This is a genomic window from Streptomyces sp. NPDC000941, assembly GCF_053599555.1.
The window spans coordinates 25,087-42,177 of sequence record NZ_JBSFMM010000061.1 but is presented as its reverse complement, the minus strand read 5'-3'; the positions used below and the strand labels follow the sequence as shown (position 1 = coordinate 42,177).

Annotated in this window: 8 protein-coding genes; 5 read left to right on the top strand and 3 right to left on the bottom strand. The window is 73.4% G+C overall.

All coding sequences use genetic code 11. From position 1 onward, the window contains the following. Positions 1 to 84: 84 nt before the first annotated feature. Positions 85 to 1,044 carry a TauD/TfdA family dioxygenase gene (locus ACWDSL_RS21070; protein WP_450487510.1) on the bottom strand — a complete coding sequence of 320 codons (960 nt, stop codon included), beginning with the start codon at positions 1,042 to 1,044 and terminating at the stop codon, positions 85 to 87. Between the two features lie 65 nt (positions 1,045 to 1,109). Continuing rightward, a complete protein-coding gene (locus ACWDSL_RS21065; RefSeq protein WP_450487508.1) occupies positions 1,110 to 1,895 on the bottom strand; it encodes a thioesterase II family protein in 786 nt (261 codons plus the stop codon). Between the two features lie 220 nt (positions 1,896 to 2,115). Between ACWDSL_RS21065 and ACWDSL_RS21060 the strand changes: the two genes are divergently transcribed. Further along, entirely contained in the window at positions 2,116 to 3,132 is a 1,017-nt protein-coding gene (locus ACWDSL_RS21060) for a ferritin-like domain-containing protein (RefSeq protein ID WP_450487506.1), read from the top strand. Positions 3,133 to 3,210: 78 nt separating this feature from the next. Here the strand turns inward: ACWDSL_RS21060 and ACWDSL_RS21055 are convergent, their stop codons facing one another. Continuing rightward, complete coding sequence (locus ACWDSL_RS21055) at positions 3,211 to 4,860, bottom strand: AMP-binding protein (RefSeq protein WP_450487504.1); 1,650 nt, start codon at positions 4,858 to 4,860, stop codon at positions 3,211 to 3,213. A 297-nt stretch (positions 4,861 to 5,157) separates the two neighbouring features. Here ACWDSL_RS21055 and ACWDSL_RS21050 point away from each other — a divergent pair, with 297 nt between their 5' ends. The 4 genes from ACWDSL_RS21050 to ACWDSL_RS21035 all read left to right on the top strand — a co-directional run bounded on the left by ACWDSL_RS21050 (position 5,158) and on the right by ACWDSL_RS21035 (position 17,003). After that, entirely contained in the window at positions 5,158 to 8,373 is a 3,216-nt protein-coding gene (locus tag ACWDSL_RS21050) for an amino acid adenylation domain-containing protein (protein ID WP_450487502.1), read from the top strand. Beyond that, entirely contained in the window at positions 8,370 to 14,894 is a 6,525-nt protein-coding gene (locus tag ACWDSL_RS21045) for an amino acid adenylation domain-containing protein (protein ID WP_450487500.1), read from the top strand. The genes ACWDSL_RS21050 and ACWDSL_RS21045 overlap by 4 nt, the downstream gene beginning before the upstream one ends. A 191-nt stretch (positions 14,895 to 15,085) precedes the next feature. Continuing rightward, positions 15,086 to 16,180: a guanitoxin biosynthesis L-enduracididine beta-hydroxylase GntD gene (gntD, locus tag ACWDSL_RS21040; RefSeq protein WP_450487498.1), complete on the top strand. Its 1,095-nt coding sequence runs from the start codon at positions 15,086 to 15,088 to the stop codon at positions 16,178 to 16,180. A 52-nt stretch (positions 16,181 to 16,232) separates the two neighbouring features. Beyond that, entirely contained in the window at positions 16,233 to 17,003 is a 771-nt protein-coding gene (locus ACWDSL_RS21035) for an SDR family NAD(P)-dependent oxidoreductase (RefSeq protein WP_450487496.1), read from the top strand. The last annotated feature ends 88 nt before the right edge of the window (positions 17,004 to 17,091 follow it).

Sequence of the window (17,091 nt, the reverse complement as noted above, 5' to 3'; positions counted from 1 at the left end):
CAGGCAGCTGACCGGCAGCTTCCCTGCCCGCCGACGGCCCTGCCCAGGTGCGGCATTGCCGGTGTGCAGCTCAGCGGCAGCAACTCAGCCGCGCAGGGCGGGCTGTGCCAGATCGGTCCTGCTGATCAGGTCGGACATGGACACCAGCACCCGGCGCTCCCCGGTGAACGCCTCCCGGCCGTGCGACCAGCGCATGTTGTCGATCACCAGCAGGTCGTGCCGGTGCCAGTCGAAGCGCTGCGCACGGCGCTCGAAGGCCGTACGGACCGCGGTGACCGTCTCGTCCGGGATCGGGGTCCCGTCGCCGAACAACACGTCGTTGGGCAGCCCGCCCTCGCCGAACAGCGCCACCAGGTCCCCGCGCAACCCCTGCGGCAGCGAGGACTGGTGGAACAGCACCAGGTGGTTGAACCACGCCCGGCGCCCGGTGCGGGGGTGCGCGACGGTCGCGGGCGCCCGGCGCACCGTACGCAGCCGGTCGTCCTCCAGCCACTCCCACTCCAGGCCGCCCGCCGCGCAGAACCGGGCCACCTCGGCGCGACTGTCGGTCTGGAACGCCTCGCGCCAGTCGAGGCCGACGCCGCTGCCGTAGTTGCGCACATAGCGCAGCCCCCGAGCCTCCATGGCCCGCACCACCTCGTCCGGGATGTCCTCCAGCACCCGCGCCACATCCGTGATCGGGGTGGCGCCGCCGGTGGCCGCCGGGGTGGCGCAGAAGAAGGCCAGCCGGCCGGGCCAGGCACCGGCGTACGACGACTCGCAGTGCTGCGGGATCACCTCGCGCGCCGGGTACTCGGTGGAGGTGAAGACACCGCCGCCCACCTCGCTGCGTGGCGTGGAGCGCTCGGTGTACTCCAGTGGCTTGAACCCGAGTCCGTCCAGGGCCTGTTGGAAATCCTCGACGCCTTCGGCGCCGGCCCCGCGGATCAGCACGGCCCCGGCCCCGGCGACGGCCTCGTCGATCGCCGTGACCTGCCGGTGCACAAACGGCCCCAGCCGCTCGCCGTCCGCCTCCAACACGGTGATGCCGGTCAGCTCGTCCACGCGTCACAACTCCCTGGGGAAGGGGCCCGGTGTCGGTGCCCCGGTATCGGTGAGAACATCACCGGTCAGCCGAGCACCGCCGTGACGGCGTCGAGCACGGCCGGAGCACCGGTGAAGAGGTAGTCGTGCCCGCCGGGCAGCAGCTGGAGGGTGAACCCGGCCGAGGCACACGACCGCCACCGCTCCAGCTCTGCCCTGCCCACCAGCGGGTCCTGAGCGCCGCCGAAGACATGCAGCGGGCAGCCCACCGGCACCGGCCCGGCGCTGCGGTACGCCTCGGTGAGCGCGAGGTCGCGCCGTACCGTGCGCAGCGCGTACCGCAGATACGACGGATACTCCCTCAGGTCGGGCGGGAAACCGCCGAATCCCTCGAGCCAGGCGAGCAGTTTCTCGTCGTCCCGGTCGGAGATCCGCTTCGGCACCGGGGTGTGCGGTGCCCGGGAGGCGGAGACCAGCAGCGCGCGGGGCGCGGGCAGGCCACGCCGGCCGGCGCGGACGGCGATCTCGTAGCCGAGGAGCGCGCCGAAGCTGTGGCCGAAGAGCGTGTACGGCAGGTCGAACTCGCCCGCGATACCGTCGAGCACCGCGTCGGCCAGCTCCTCCAGAGTGTCCGGTACGGGCTCTGCGGCGCGCACACCACGGCCGGGGAGCTCCACCGTTGCCAGCTCGATGCCGTGGGGCGGGGTGAGCCGCCAGGGGGCGAACGAGCCGGCGCTGCCGCCCGCCTGGGGCAGACAGAACAGCCGCAGCCGGGGGCTGGGCGCGGTCACCCGGCCGACGATCCACGGAGTGTCCACGCCACGCGGTGTGCCGGCGGGGTGGGAGGGTGGCACGGCGGCATGGGTTCGCATCCCGCTCCTTTCGTCGCCCGGCACTGCTCGGGGCGGTGGCCCTCTACTTCCTCGGGGTCGCTTAGGCCATCGTGGCCCGGTGGCGGCGCCCGGACCAGGCACGGGGACCGGCAACCGGTCTGCCGCGAAGTTGCCCCCGGGCCTGCCTGGCCGGTGGTGGTCGGGCCCAGTGAGGATCGTGGCGACCGTCCGCCCTTGTGCCCGAGGGGATCGCACTCCCATGACCGCTCCTCCTGACGAGGCAGCCGACTCGCCGTTCTTCGTCCTGGACGCCGTGACGGCGGACCTGATGAAGGTCGAATCCCTCACCCAGGCGTGCCTGAACTGGGATTACGGCAAGCGCGACAGCCGAGTGTGGCGCCTGTACGAGAAGAACAAGGCCGGGCAGTGGAACGCCGCCACCGATATCGACTGGGATCACGACGTCCGGTTCGGGGCCGAGCTGACGGAGGAGAACGGGGCGCGGCTCGCCGGCTTCGTGGTCGGCGAGGGCAGCCCGGTGCCACGCGAACTGCTCACCCAGTTCCGCTGGGAGTACCAGGCCTGGATGTGCAGCCAGTTCCTGCACGGCGAGCAGGGCGCGCTGGTGACCACGGCCCGGCTGGTGGAGACCGTGCCCGACATGGACACCAAGACCTACGCCGCCTCCCAGGTCGCCGACGAGGCGCGGCATGTCGAGGCATTCGCGCGCTACATGGACGAGAAGCTGGGCACCGTCTACCCGGTCAACCCCGGCCTCGGGACACTGCTCCACGATGTGCTCTCGGAGTCCAGGTGGGACATCGTCTACCTCGGTATGCAGGTCGTCATGGAGGGCCTGGCGATCACCGGGCTGCGGCTCGCCAGCAGTGGCTTCGGCGATCCGCTGATCCGGCAGATCACCAAGATGGTGGCGAGTGACGAGGCCCGCCACATCGCGTTCGGCGTCACCTCCCTCACCGGCATGTACGAGCAGGCCACCTCGGCCGAAATGCGCGAGCGCGAGGACTTCCTGCTGGAGTCCATCCGGCTGATGTCCCGCCGTTTCATGCTCCGCGAGGTGTGGGAGCGGATGGAGCTGGACGTGGCCAAGGGGCTGCACTTCGCCCGCACCAACCCGATGATGGCCACCTACCGGCAGCTGCTGTTCCAGCAGGTGATCCATGTGCTGCGGCAGCTGGGCCTGTTGTCGGAGCGGGTGAAGGGGCTGCTGGTCGCGGAGAACCTGGTACGCCCGGAGATGATGACGAGCCGCTGACGGCGGGCCCGGCCCCGGCTACTGCCCGGCGCGCACCAGCGCGCCGGGCAGTCGTATGCCCGCGCCGGCAGCGCCGGGTCAGTCCGCGGTCAGCGGCTGGGTGGCCGCCTCGTACGTGCCGGAGCACACCGCCTGCCAGATGACGCGGCGCCGGGGCTTTCCGCTGGAGGTGACCGCGATCCCGCCCTGGGGCACCTCGACCGACAGCAACGCGGCGTCGCCGAGCCATTCGGACAACACCTCATGGGCGATCCGCCGCCACTCCGGCCGCACCCCCGCGAACACGACCACCCCGGTGGGCGTGGCGTCGCGGACCCCGAGAAGGACGGCGACCCGGCGCTCGGGGACACCGCGCTGATGCAGCAGGGTCTCCAGGCTCTCCGCGAACACCATCTTCCCGCTGACCTTGAGCCCGTCGCCCAGCCGGCCGATCACGAACAGCTGCCCGTCGCGCAGAAACCCCGCGTCTCCGGTGCGCAGCCCCTCCTCGCCGAGACTGGTCCCGGAGGCGGAGCCGGTGTCGCCGAGGTATCCGCTCGCGATCGACACCCCGCTGACGACGATCTCGCCGACCCGCCCGTCGGGGAGCCGCACCCCGCCCTCGGACACGATCGTCACCGTACGGCCCGGCAGCGGCCGGCCGCAGCCGACCACCGCCGTCCCGGCCAGGGACGAGGCGTCGCCACTGCCCTCGTCAGGCTGCCCCGTCGTCCAGCCCTCGCCAGGGGGCAGACCGGTCACCGCGAGGGTGGCCTCCGCGCTTCCGTACGCCGGGACCAGCGCGCCGCGGTCGAGGCCGTACGGGCCCAGCAGCGCGTGGAAGTCGCGCAGCACCCGCGGGTCGACCCGCTCCGCGCCGATGATCACGGCCCGGAGCGCATCGAAGCGCAGGCCCTCCAGATCGGCGGGCCTGACGCGGCGCAGGATGTACGACAGGCCGAAGTTGGGCATGGCCGTCATGACGATGCGCCGCTCGCTGAGGCAGCGCAGATAGCGCAGTGGCGAGCGGATGAAGTCGTCGGGCTGGAGCATCCACCCGTCGAAGCCGGTGACGACGACGTTCAGCAGAAAGCCGACCAGGCCCATGTCGTGGTGGACCGGCAGCCAGCTGGCCGCGGGGCGGTGCGGGGCGCACTCCAGCCAGGTGCCCATCCCGCCGATGTTGGTGCGCAGCGCCTCCGCTGAGATCCGTACCCCGCGCGAGAAACCGCTCGACCCCGAGGTGAACTGGAGCAGCGCGGTCTCGGGAGGCGGCAGTGGCCGCTTCAGCGGCTCGGTGTCCGCGATGAGCTGGTCGAACGCCACCGGTTCGTCGATGCCCAGGTCGGCGGCGATCTTACGCAGGCGCTCCAGCGACTCGTCGTCGCAGACGACGGCCGCGGGGCGCACGGTCCGCAGCAGATGGGCGGCGTGCACCTCGTACTCGTCGGCCCGCTGGTAGGCGAACGGCGGGGCGATGGCGCACGGTGCCGCACCGGCGGCCAGAGCGCCGAAGAACCCGGCGACGAAGCCCGGGCTCGAGCGCTGCACAAGCGCCACCACCTCGCCCCGCCCGACCCCGTTCGCCCGCAGCGCGGCGGCGGTGGTGAGCACCAGCCGGCCCAGGTCGCGGTAGGACCAGAAGTCCCAGCCGTCGTCGTGGTTCGCGTAGTACAGGCCGCGCTCGGTGGACGCCTCGTCCAGCCAGTCGAGCAGGCCCCGGTCCGGGTTTCCCAACGTCCCCGTCACGTCCCCGTCCTTTCAGGAGTGCACGGGCCACGCCCGTACGTCCTTCGGGGCGCGACCGCGTGCCCGGCTGTCGCACAGCTTCGCCACAGGGCCACGCGGCCACCAGGCAACCGGCCGGTAACTCGCCCGGCTCCGGGCGGCATTTCGACCAGCAACCGCGATTGCCGGTCGATTGCCTGGAAAGCGGCCGCGCCACCGATGCAGCATCGACCGAGATTGCGAGCCCTTGGTGAGTCAGGCAGTCCGGCAGTCCGGCGGAGCGGTCCGCCGAGCGCAGGAGAGAGCGGTTACGACCCGATGACTTCACGCGACACCGAGCTGCTTCCGCTCACGGCCGCCCAGCGGGGCGTGTTCCACGCCCAGCGCCTCCAGCCCGACAACCCGGCCTACAACACGGTGGCCGCCATGGAGCTCCGGGGGCCGGTGGACGGGGAGCTGCTGCGGCGGGCGATCCGGCGGGCGGAGGGGGAGAGCGGCAGCTGGGACGTCGAACTGGTGGAGCGGCCGGACGGGCTGTACCAGCGGCCGGTCGGGCCCGGCCGCTCGACGTGGCAGGAGATCGACCTCAGCGGCGAGCCGGATCCGCTCGCCACGGCCCACGCGCTGATCGACTCCGACCGCGCCACCCCGCGCGACCTGTTCCAGGACGCGCTGTCCGGCCACGTCCTCATGCGGATCGGCACCGACCACCACGTCTGGTACCAGCGCAGCCACCACATCCTGTCCGACGCCTTCGGCTCCGTACTGCACTCGCGCCGGATCGCGGCCCACTACGAGGCCCTGGCCGCCGGGGCGGAGCCGACGGGCGAGCCGCTGGGCCGCGTGGCGGAGCTGCTGGCGGAGGAGGCGGACTACCGCGCGTCGGACGACTACGTCACGGACCAGAAGTACTGGAACGGGGTCTTCGCCGAGCGGCCCGAGGCCGTGTCGCTCGCTCCGGGGGTGCCGACGGGCGCCGCGGGGCGCGCGCTGTCGGTGACGACGGCGCTGTCGGCGGCCGAACTGCGGGCGCTGGGAGCCGCGGGGCGGGACGCCCGCGCCCCGTGGACGGTGGCGATGCTGGCGGGCGTCGCCGCGTATCTGCAGGGCATGACCGGGGCCCAGGACCTCACGGTGGGCGTCCCGGTCACCGCGCGCGTCGGCGCCCGGACGCGCAACGTGCCCGGCATGCTGTCGAACACCTTCCCGCTGCGGCTCACCGTCAGCCCGGCCGCGGGCCGGACCGCGCTGGTCCGGCAGGTCGCACGGCGGCTCGGCGAACTCCTCACCCACCAGCGCTACCCGTACGACGAACTCCGCCGCGACCTGCGGCTGTTGGGCACCGATGAGCAACTTTTCGGCGTACTGGTGAACATCGTGCCGGCGGGCTCCGAGACCGCGTTCACCGGGCTCGAGGCCCGCCTCACCGCACTGTCCGGCGGCCCGGTCACCGACCTCAACATCACCTGCCACCCCGGGCCCGACGGGCAGGGCGCGCGCGTCGAGTTCGAGGCCAACCCCGACCGCTACACCGCCGCCGAACTGGCCGCGCACCAGGCCCGGTTCACCGAATTCCTCGCCCGGTTCCTCGCCGCCCCGCCGGACCTCCCGCTCGCCCGCGTGGACGTCCTGACGGCCGCCGAGCGCGCCCAGGCGCTGGCCGTCGGCCGGCCGCCGGGGCCGGCGCGGGACATCGCGCCACGGACCTTCCCGGAGCTGTTCGAGGAGCAGGTCCGCCGGACACCGGACGCCCCCGCGGTGCTCACTCCCGAGGGCGCCCTCGACTACGCCGAGCTGAACTGCCGCGCCAACCGTATCGCCAGGGCCCTGGTCGCACGCGGCGCCGGCCCCGAGCGCCTGGTGGCCGTCGCCCTGCCACGCGGCGCCGTCGCGCTGACGGCCGTGATCGCGGTGATGAAGGCGGGTGCCGCGTACCTCCCGGTCGACCTCGGCTATCCGCGGGCGCGGATCACCGCCATGCTCGATGACACCGAACCGCTGCTCCTGCTGACCACCCGGGCGGCCGACGACACCACAACAGCCGCCAACGTGCCCCGGCTGTATCTGGACGAGGCACCCGGCGGCCAGTTGGCAGGACCACCGGACACCGACACCGACCTTGACGACCGCGACCGCCGGGCTCCGCTGCGGCCGGGCCACCCGGCGTATGTCATCTACACCTCCGGTTCGACCGGCCGCCCCAAAGGTGTCCTCGTCACCCATACGGGCCTGGCCGCCCTGCTGCGCCACCAACAGAACCAACTCCAGCTGACCCCGGACACCCGGGTGCTGCAGTTCGCGTCGCCGAGCTTCGACGCCTCGGTGTGGGAGCTGTGCGTGGCGCTGCTGACCGGCGCCGCCGCGGTGGTCGCCCCGCCCGAACGGCTGGTGCCCGGGCCACCGCTGGCCGAGCTGGTGGCCGAGCTGGGGGTCGACTGTCTGCTGCTCGCCCCCTCGGCGCTCTCCGCCATGCCATCGGACAGCCTGCCCCGGGGCATCAACCTGGTCGTCGGCGCCGAGGCATGCTCGCCGGAGCTGGTCGCCCGCTGGTCCCCGGGACGGCACATGGTCAACGCCTACGGCCCCACCGAGGCGACCGTCATTGCCACCCAGACCGGGGCGTTGTCCGGCCGTACCGTCCCGCCCATGGGGCACTCGGTCCCCGGCGGCCGGATCCGGCTGCTCGACTCCGCGCTGCGGCCGGTGCCGCCCGGTGTCGCGGGCGAGGTGTATCTGAGCGGCGACGGGCTCGCCCGCGGCTACCTCGGCCGCCCCAAGGTCACCGCGGAGCGGTTTGTCGCCGACCCGTTCGGCCCGCCCGGCACACGGATGTACCGGACCGGCGATCTGGCCCGGTGGACGGCGGACGGCGATCTTGCCTACCTCGGCCGCGCCGACAGCCAGGTCAAACTGCGCGGCCATCGCATCGAGCCGGGCGAGGTCGAGGCCGTACTCGCACAGGCGCCCGGGGTCGGCGGGGCGGTCGCGGCCGTCCGCGAGGACCGGCCGGGGATCCGGCACCTGGTCGCGTACGCCGTCGCCGCCGCGGACACCGACCCCGGCGAGTTGCGCGAGTTCGTGGCGCGGCGGCTGCCGGCGTATATGGTCCCGGCGGTCGTGGTGGTGGTCGACGCCCTGCCGCTCACCCCGAACGGCAAGCTGGACCGGGCGGCGCTGCCCGCCCCGCGGTTCCAGGCCACGAGTGCGTACCGCGCCCCGACGAGCGAGCGGGAGCGGGTGCTGCACGAGGTGTTCACCGATGTGCTCGGCGGGGAGCGGATCGGCGTGGACGACAGCTTCTTCGACCTCGGCGGCGACTCGGTCGTCGCCATGCAGCTGGCCGCCCGCGCCCATGCGGCGGGTCTCACCGTCACCAGCAACGACGTCTTCCGCCACAAAACCATCGCCCGGCTCGCCGAAGTGGCCCAGGACACCGTCCCCGACGCCGGGACACCGCGGGACGCAGGGAGCCTGCTGCACCTCGACGCGGAAGAACTCGACGAGCTCGAAGCCCAGTGGGAGACAACACGGTGAAACAGACATCCCTGGAAGCGGTGCTGCCGCTCTCGCCGTTGCAGCAGGGCATCCTCTTCCACGCCCTCTTCGACGAGGGGGACACCGAGCGTGGCCCAAGTGGGCCGGTCGACTTCTATACCGTGCAGACCCCCCTGGAACTGGTCGGGCCGCTCGACACCGAGGCGCTGCGCCGCTCGTGCCTCGCCCTGCCGGCCCGCCACGCCAGCCTGCGCGCGGGGTTTCTGCGGCGCCGCTCGGGCGAGGCCGTCCAGGCCATCGCCCGCGCGGTCGAGCCACCGTGGGAGGAGGTCGACCTCTCCGGCCACGGCGCAGAGGAGCGCCGGGCGCGGCTCGCCAGGCTGCTGACCGAGGACCGCTCCCGGCGCTTCGAGATGACGAAGCCACCGCTGCTGCGCTTCACCCTGGTGCGGCTGGCACCCGACCGCCATGTCCTCGTGCTCACCAACCACCACATCCTGCTGGACGGCTGGTCGCTGCCCCTGGTCCTCGCCGACCTGTTCCGTATCTACCGGGACGGCGGCACCGCAGAACGGCTGGAGGCCGCCCCGTCGTTCGGCGAATATCTCGGCTGGCTCTCCGAACAGGACCACGCCGAGGCCGAGCGCGCCTGGCAGACCGCGCTGTCCGGGCTCGACGGCGCGACGCTGGTGGGCGGCGGAGCGGGCACCGGCACCTCCGACCGCGGCCAGCAGCGCGTTGTCGCGGAGCTGTCCGAGGCCGATACGGCACGGCTCACCGACGCGGCCCGCTCGCGCGATCTCACCACCAACACCATGGTGCAGGGCGCGTGGGCACTGCTGCTGACGGCGCTCACCGGGCGGCGGGACGTCGTCTACGGCAACACCGTCGCCGGGCGCCCGCCCCAGCTCCCGGGCAGCGAGCGCATGGTGGGCCTGATGATGAACACGGTGCCCGCCCGGGTACGGGTCGACCCGGCCGAGCCCGTGGCGGATCTGCTGGTCCGTATCCAGCGCGAGCAGGCGGCCCTGACCAGGCATGAGTACCTGGGTCTCGCCGATATCCAGCGCGCCGTCGGCGCCACCGAACTCTTCGACACCACCGTCGCCTTCGAGAACGTCCCCGTCGACGAAGCCGTCCAGGGGTCCGCGGTGGCGGGGCTCACCGTCACCCTGCTGCGGGACGCCGTCGAGGACGCCTTCGAGGGCACCCACTATCCGCTGAGCCTGGCCGTCCACCCCGGCGCCCGGCTCCGCTTCGAACTCAACTACCGCGAGGATGTCTTCAGCGGCGAGGCGGCGGCCGAGGTGCTGCGGCGCCTGTGCGCCGTGATCCGGGACATCGCCGACCGGCCCGAGGCTCCGGCCGGGCGGCTGCCGCGGTGCTTCGACGCCGAGCGGCGGCGGATCCTGGGCGCGGCGAGCGGCCGGACCGTGGCGTACCCGGACCAGACCCTGCCCGAGCTGCTCGAGGCGCAGGCCCGTACGACCCCGCAGGCGATCGCCGTCACCGACGCCACGACCAGCCTCACCTTCGAGCGGCTGGACGCCGACGCCACCCGGCTCGCCCGGCTGCTCGTGGCCCACGGCGCCGGCCCGGACCGCCTGGTGGGCGTCGCGCTGCCTCGTACCACGGCCGCGGTGACGGCGATCTGGGCGGTGTGGAAGTCGGGGGCCGGATATCTGCCGCTCGACACCGAACACCCCCCGGAGCGGATCGCGGCGATCTGCGCCGAGGCCGGACCGGCCCTCGTGCTGGCCACCGCCGAGACCGCGCACGCCGTACCCGAAGGGGTGGCGACGCTGCGGGTCGACGAGGTCGCGCCACTGCGGGTCGACGGGGACGTGGCGCCCGAAGCCATGGACCTGGACACCGCCGGGAGCTTCGGTGCGCCGCTGCCCGGCCACCTGGCGTATGTGATCTACACCTCCGGCTCCACCGGACGGCCCAAGGGGGTCGCCGTCGAGCACCGCAACCTGGCCAATATGTTCCACAGCCACCGGGCGAACTTCTTCGACCCGGAGCGGACACGGGCGGGCGGCCGGCTGCTGCGGGCGGCGCTCACCAACTCCCTCGGCTTCGATGCCTCCTTCAGCCAGCTGCTGTGGATGGTCGCCGGACATGAACTGCACATCGTCGACGACACCGTGCGCAAGGACGCCCTGGCGCTGGTCGACCGCGCCGTGGCGGCGGAGGTCGACGTCCTCGACACCACGCCGTCCGTCGCCCGCCAGATGCTGGCCGCGGGCATGTTCCAGGCGTCGGGGGAGCGGCACCGGGTGAGTGTTCTGGCGCTCGGTGGCGAGGAGGTGGCGGACGACCTGTGGGCCGAACTGCACGCGGTGCCGGGCCTGTCGGTCTACAACCTCTACGGACCCGCCGAGTGCACCGTCGACGCGATGCTCTGGCACGGCGAGGGCCGGCCCGCCATCGGCCACCCCGCCGACAACGCCCGGGTGTATGTGCTCGACCCGTTCCTGCGGCCGGTGCCGGACGGGGTGGTCGGCGAGCTGTACATCGCCGGCGCCGGGGTCTCCCGGGGCTACCTGGGACGCCCCGGCCCGACGGCGGAGCGTTTCGTGGCCGATGTGTTCGGCCCGGCGGGCGCCCGCATGTATCGCACCGGTGACCTGGGGCGCCGCGGTCCGGACGGGGCCGTGGAGTACTGCGGGCGAGCGGACTCCCAGGTCAAGATACGCGGCCACCGCGTCGAACTGGGCGAGATCGAAGCCGCGCTGGCGGCGGAGCCCTCGGTGGCGCGGGCGGTGGCGGCGGTGTCCACCGACCCGTCGGGTGTACGGCGCGTCGTGGGCTACGTATGCCCCTCGCCCGGCGCCCGGCCCGACCCCGTCACGCTGCGCGACACGGTCGCGCGCCGGCTGCCGGCGTATATGGTCCCAGCGGTCGTGATGGTGGTCGACGCCGTGCCGCTCACGCCGAACGGCAAGGTGGACCGGGCGGCGCTGCCCGCGCCGAGCTTCCAGGCCACGGGCGAGTACCGGGCCCCCTCCACCGAGCGGGAGCGGGCGCTGCACGAGGTGTTCGCCGATGTTCTCGGCCGCCCCCGGATCGGCGTGGACGACAGCTTCTTCGACCTCGGCGGCGACTCCATCATCGCCATGCAGCTGGCGGCCCGCGCCCACCGCGCCCAACTGGCCATCACCACCAAGGACATCTTCCTCCACCCGACCATCGCCCGGCTCGCCGAAGTGGCCGAGGACACCGGCGTACGGGACGAACCGCGAGGTCAGGACCGTGCGCCCGCGGGCCCGCTGGTTACCCTCTCCGACGCCGAGCGGGCGGAACTGGACCAGGACGGGCGGCGGATCGCCGAGGTGCTGCCGCTGACGCCCCTCCAGCAGGGGATGCACTTCCACGCGGTGCTCGCCGCCGACGGCGTCGACGTGTACACGGCCCAAGCCCCCGTACGGCTGACCGGCCCGCTGACGCCCGACGCGCTGCGCGAGGCCGTCGGGGCAGCCGTCGCCCGCCACAGCGCCCTGCGGGTCTCCTTCACCCTGCTGAGCTCCGGCCGTCTGGTCCAGCTGGTGCACGAGGAGATGAGCGTGCCCTGGCGGGAGGCCGACCTGTCGGGGCTCGCCGAGGACGAGCGCCGCCACCGCCTCGCCGAGCTGATCGACGAGGACCGGCTGCGCCGCTTCGACCTCGCCGAGCCGCCACTGCTGCGGGCCACCCTGGTCCGGCTGGCGGCCGACGACCACCTGCTGCTGGTGTCGTACCACCACGGGCTGCTGGACGGCTGGTCGCTGCCGCTGTTCTTCCGCGACCTGTTCGCCCTCTACGCGGGCGGCACCGCCGCGGCGGCCCCTCCGCCCGTGCAGTTCGCCGACTTCCTGCGCTGGCTCGCCGCCCAGGACGCGGAGCGGGCGGCGCGGGCCTGGGCCGAGGAACTGGCCGGCTTGGACGAGCCGACCCTCGTCGCCCCCGACGCCGAGGCCGCCTCCGCCACCGTGCCCCATCTGGTGACCGAACTCCTCGACCTCGAGCGGACCACCGCGCTCGCCACCGCGGCACGGCGCGCGGGTCTGACCCTCAACACCGTGGTCCAGGGCGCCTGGGCGGTGGCGCTCGGCCAACTGCTGGGCCGCGACGACATCGTGTTCGGCGCGACCTGCGCCGGACGCCCGCCGGAGCTGCCGGGCTCCGAGGACATCGTCGGCCTGCTCATGAACACCGTGGCGGTCCGGGTGCGGCTCGACCCGGCACGGCCACTCGTCCAGCTCCTGGCCGACCTCCAGCGCCGACAGGCCGAGCTGGGCCCGTACCAGCACCTGGGCCTCGCCGAACTGCAGCGGACCCTGGGCCTCGGGGAACTCTTCGACACCGTCGTCGGATTCGAGAACACCCCCGTCGACGGCGAAGCCGTCCAGAAGCACATCCCCGGCCTGCGGATCTCCGTCGACGACCGGCCCGTGCCCGGCGCCACCCACTATCCGCTCAGCCTGGTCGTGGTGCCGGACGAGCGCCTGAGCCTCGAACTCAGCTACCGCGCCGACCTGTTCACCGCCGAGGCATCCCAGGCCCTGCTGACCCGGGTGGGGAAGGTCCTCGACGGCTTCGTGGCCGACCCGGCGGCGCCGCTCGGCCGTATCGACCTGCTCACGGCGGGGGAGCACAAGCGGTTCCGCGCCGCCGCCGACGGCCCGTCGCACCCCGTCGCGCGGACGTTCCCCGAGCTCTTCGAGGAGCGGGTCCGGGCCCGGCCCGAGGCCGTCGCGGTGTACGAAGGGCCGCTGGCCGTCAGCTACGCCGACCTCAACGCGCGGGCCAACCGGCTGGCCCGGGCGCTGGTGGCGCAGGGCATCGGCCCCGAGGACACCGTCGCGGTCGCCATACCCAAGTCGGCCCGCTCCGTGCTCGCCGTCGTCGCCGTACTCAAGGCGGGCGCCGCCTATCTGCCGCTGGACCTCGGATACCCGCCGGAGCGGCTGCGCCAGGTCGTCGCCGATGCTCGGCCCGCCCTCGTCCTGACCACCACCGAGGCGGCCGGGGCGATGGCAGAGGCGGGCGACGGGCGGACCCTGTGCCTGGACGGCACGGACACGCAACTGCTTGAAATCCACGAGGAGTTGACCGGTGGGCTGTCGGACGAGGACCTGACCGACGCCGACCGGATGGCGCCGCTACGGCCCGAGAACACCGCGTATCTCATCTACACCTCCGGGTCGACCGGCCGCCCCAAGGGTGTGCTGGTGCCCCACCGAGGCCTCGCCGCCCTGGTCGCCCAGCAGCGCACCGGTCTGCGACTGCGCGCGGACGAGCGGGTGCTGCTGTTCGCCTCGCCGAGCTTCGACGCCTCGGTGTGGGAGCTGACGACCGCCCTGCTGACCGGGGCGAGCGCGGTCGTCGCGCCCGCCGACCAACTGCTGCCGGGCCCGGCCCTGGCGGCCACCGTGGCCCGGCACGGCGTGACCACGCTGCTGCTCCCGCCGTCCTCGCTCGCCGTGCTGCCCGAGGACGGTCTGCCGCCCGGTGTCACCCTCGTCGTGGGCGGCGAGGCATGCCCGCCCGAACTGGTCGAACGCTGGTCGTCCGGGCGCCGCATGGTCAACGCCTACGGGCCCACCGAGGCGACCGTCATGGCCACGATGAGCCGCCCGCTGGCGGGCCGGACCAGACCGCCGCTCGGCCACCCGGTCGCGGGGGCGCGGGTCCATCTGCTGGACGGCGCGCTGCGACCGGTGCCGGTGGGGGCGCCGGGTGAGCTGTATCTGGCGAGCGAGGGGCTGGCGCGCGGCTATTTGGGCCGGGCCCGGCTCACCGCGGAGCGGTTCGTGGCCGACCCGTACGGCCCGGCCGGGTCGCGGATGTACCGCACCGGCGATCTGGCGCGCCGTACGCCGCACGGCGCCCTGGAGTATCTGGGCCGGGCGGACCAGCAGGTCAAGGTGCGTGGCTTCCGGATCGAACCCGGTGAGATCGAGACGGTGCTGACCGACGACCCCGCGGTAGCCCAGGCGGTCGTGGTCGCCCGCGAGGACCCGGCCGGCCGGCGGCTGGTGGCGTACGTGGCCCCGGCCGCCGACGCCCGGCCGGATCCGGCGGCCCTGCGCGGCCGGGTCGCCGCCGCCCTGCCCGACCACATGGTGCCCGCGGCCGTCGTCGTCCTGGACCGGCTGCCGGTCACGCCGAGCGGGAAGCTCGACCGGGTGGCCCTGCCCGCGCCCGAGTTCTCCGGCACCCCCGCCTCCCGGGCGCCCCGTACCGCCCTCGAGGAGCGGCTGTGCGCGCTCTTCGCGCAGGCCCTCAAGGTCGAGCGGGTCGGTATCGACGACAGTTTCTTCGACCTCGGCGGCGACTCGATCAGCTCGGTCAAGCTCGTCACCCTGGCCCACGCGGACGGCCTGGACATGGCGCCGCGCGATGTGTTCACCCACAAGACGGTGGCCGCGCTCGCCGACGCGGTGAAGGAACTCGCTCCGGACACGGGCATGAACACTGGCATGGACACCGACGCGGGCGAACCGGAAGAGCCGCTGATCACCCTGTCCCAGCACGAACTCGACGCTTTCGCCGAGGACTGGCAGGAGCCGGTCTGAACCTCGGGCGGAGACTGAACCCCGGCGACGGCCGGACATTTCCATCGCACGACCACTGGGCCGATACGGCCGGGACCCTGCTCGGCCGGCCCCGTGAGGCACCACCACGCGGCCCGGCAGCGGTGCGCGGGCCGCACAGGACCGAACGACGGACGACCCGAGCGGTCACGACCCGGTGGAGGACCATCGACATGACAAGCACGTACCCCGCTGCCCGCGCCCTCCGCCCGGGAGCGGCCGATCCGGCCCCCGGCGGTCCGGTCCCCGGTGGCCCCGACACCCCTCTCGAATACCATCTCGACGCCCGCGAGGCCGCCGAACTGCGGGCCGTCGCGGCACGGTTCGCGGACGCCCAACCGGCCCCCGACCAGCCGGAGTTCTACGACGGCGACCACGCGGCCGAGGAGCTGCTGCCCGCCGGGCTGCGCGGCTTCCTCCTCTCCTACCGCCGCACCGAGAGCACCGCCGCGTGCCTGGTGCACGGCTTCCCGGTGGACGACGACCGGCTCGGCCCCACCCCCGGCCACTGGCGCGAGGCCATCGGCGGGCGGGCGGCCAGGGCGCAGGAGCTGTGGCTGGCGATGTGCGGTCTCGCGCTGGGCGATCCGTTCGGCTGGGTGACCCTCCAGGAGGGCCGCATCATCCAGAACATCCTGCCGATCCGCGGCGACGAGCGGCGCCAGAGCGGCTACGGCAGCGAGAGCCTGCTGGAGTTCCACACCGAGGACGGTTTCCACCCCAACCGCTGCGACTATCTGCTGCTGTTCGGCCTGCGCAACCGGGACCGGGTGCCGACCGTCGTGTCCTCCGTCCGCGACGTCCGGCTGAGCGATCACGACCGTACGGTGCTCGCCGAGGAGCGCTTCCACATCCTGCCGGACACCGAACACATCCGGCAGCTGGAGGCGTCCGCGCCCCGCCACCCCGCGCTGCCCAGGCTGTACGCCATGACGGACCGGCCGGTGCCCACCGCGGTGCTCTTCGGCGACCGGCTCAATCCGTATCTGCGCATCGACCGCCCCTTCATGCGTGTGGGCCCCGGGGACACCGAGGCGGCGGCCGCGCTGGACCGGCTCATGGACGAACTGCGGCGCGTCCAGCGGGAGATCGCGGTGGGCCCCGGCTCGCTGCTGATCGTGGACAACTACCGCGCCGTACACGGCCGCCGCGCCTTCACTCCGCGGTACGACGGGACCGACCGCTGGCTGAAGAAGCTGACCGTCAGCCGCAATCTACGGCGCAACCTCAGCGGATACGCCCTGGAGCACCCCCGTGTCATCGTCTGAGCCCGGCCCCGACACCACCCTGCCGACTCCCGAGGAAAGGCAGCCACATCCCATGCGCACCGTCATCGTGTCCGGCGCGTCCAGCGGAATCGGCCACGCCACCGCCGAGAGGTTCGCCCGCGGCGGCGACTACGTGGTCAACCTCGATCGCCAACCGCCCGCCCCCGGCGCGGTGGACGGCCCCCGCGAGGGCGGGGGCCAGGTCCGCTGGGTCGAGCTGGATGTCGCCGACTGGTCGGGCGTCCGCGCCGTGGTCGACCAGGTGCACGCCGAGCGGGGCCGGATCGACGTCGTCATCGCCAACGCAGGTATCAGCGTCCGGCACGGCATCCTCGACCTGACCGAGGAGGAGGCGCGGCGCACCCTGGACGTCAATCTGATGGGTGTCCTCGCGCTGTGGCGCCACGCCGTCCCGCATATGCTGCGCCGCGGCGAGGGCGTGCTGCTCGCCACCGCGTCCGTCAACGGCTCCCGTGGCTATCCGCTGTACGCGGACTACAACGCCAGCAAGGCGGGGGTGGCCTCGCTGTGCCAGACCTTCGCCATCGAGCTGGCTCCCCTCATCAGGACCGCCTGTGTGGCGCCCGGTGCCGTGCTCACGCCCATGCAGCGCGCCGAGTACACCGACGCCATGCTCGACGAGGTCAACGAGCGCATCCCGGCCCGCCGCCACGCCCTCCCCGAGGAGATCGCGGACGTGTTCCACTTTCTGGCCTCCCCGCGGGCGTCGTTCGTATCGGGCCAGCAGTTCGTGGTGGACGGGGCCGAGACCGCGGGGGCGACCACCGCGTTCTTCCCCGGCCCGACCAAGCCCCTGGGCTGAGCGCCCCCGTACGCCGCCCCCCGCTCCCCGTACGCCGTACGCCGTACGCCGTATCGCAGCGTCCCGCCACCACGCTTAAGGAAACAGC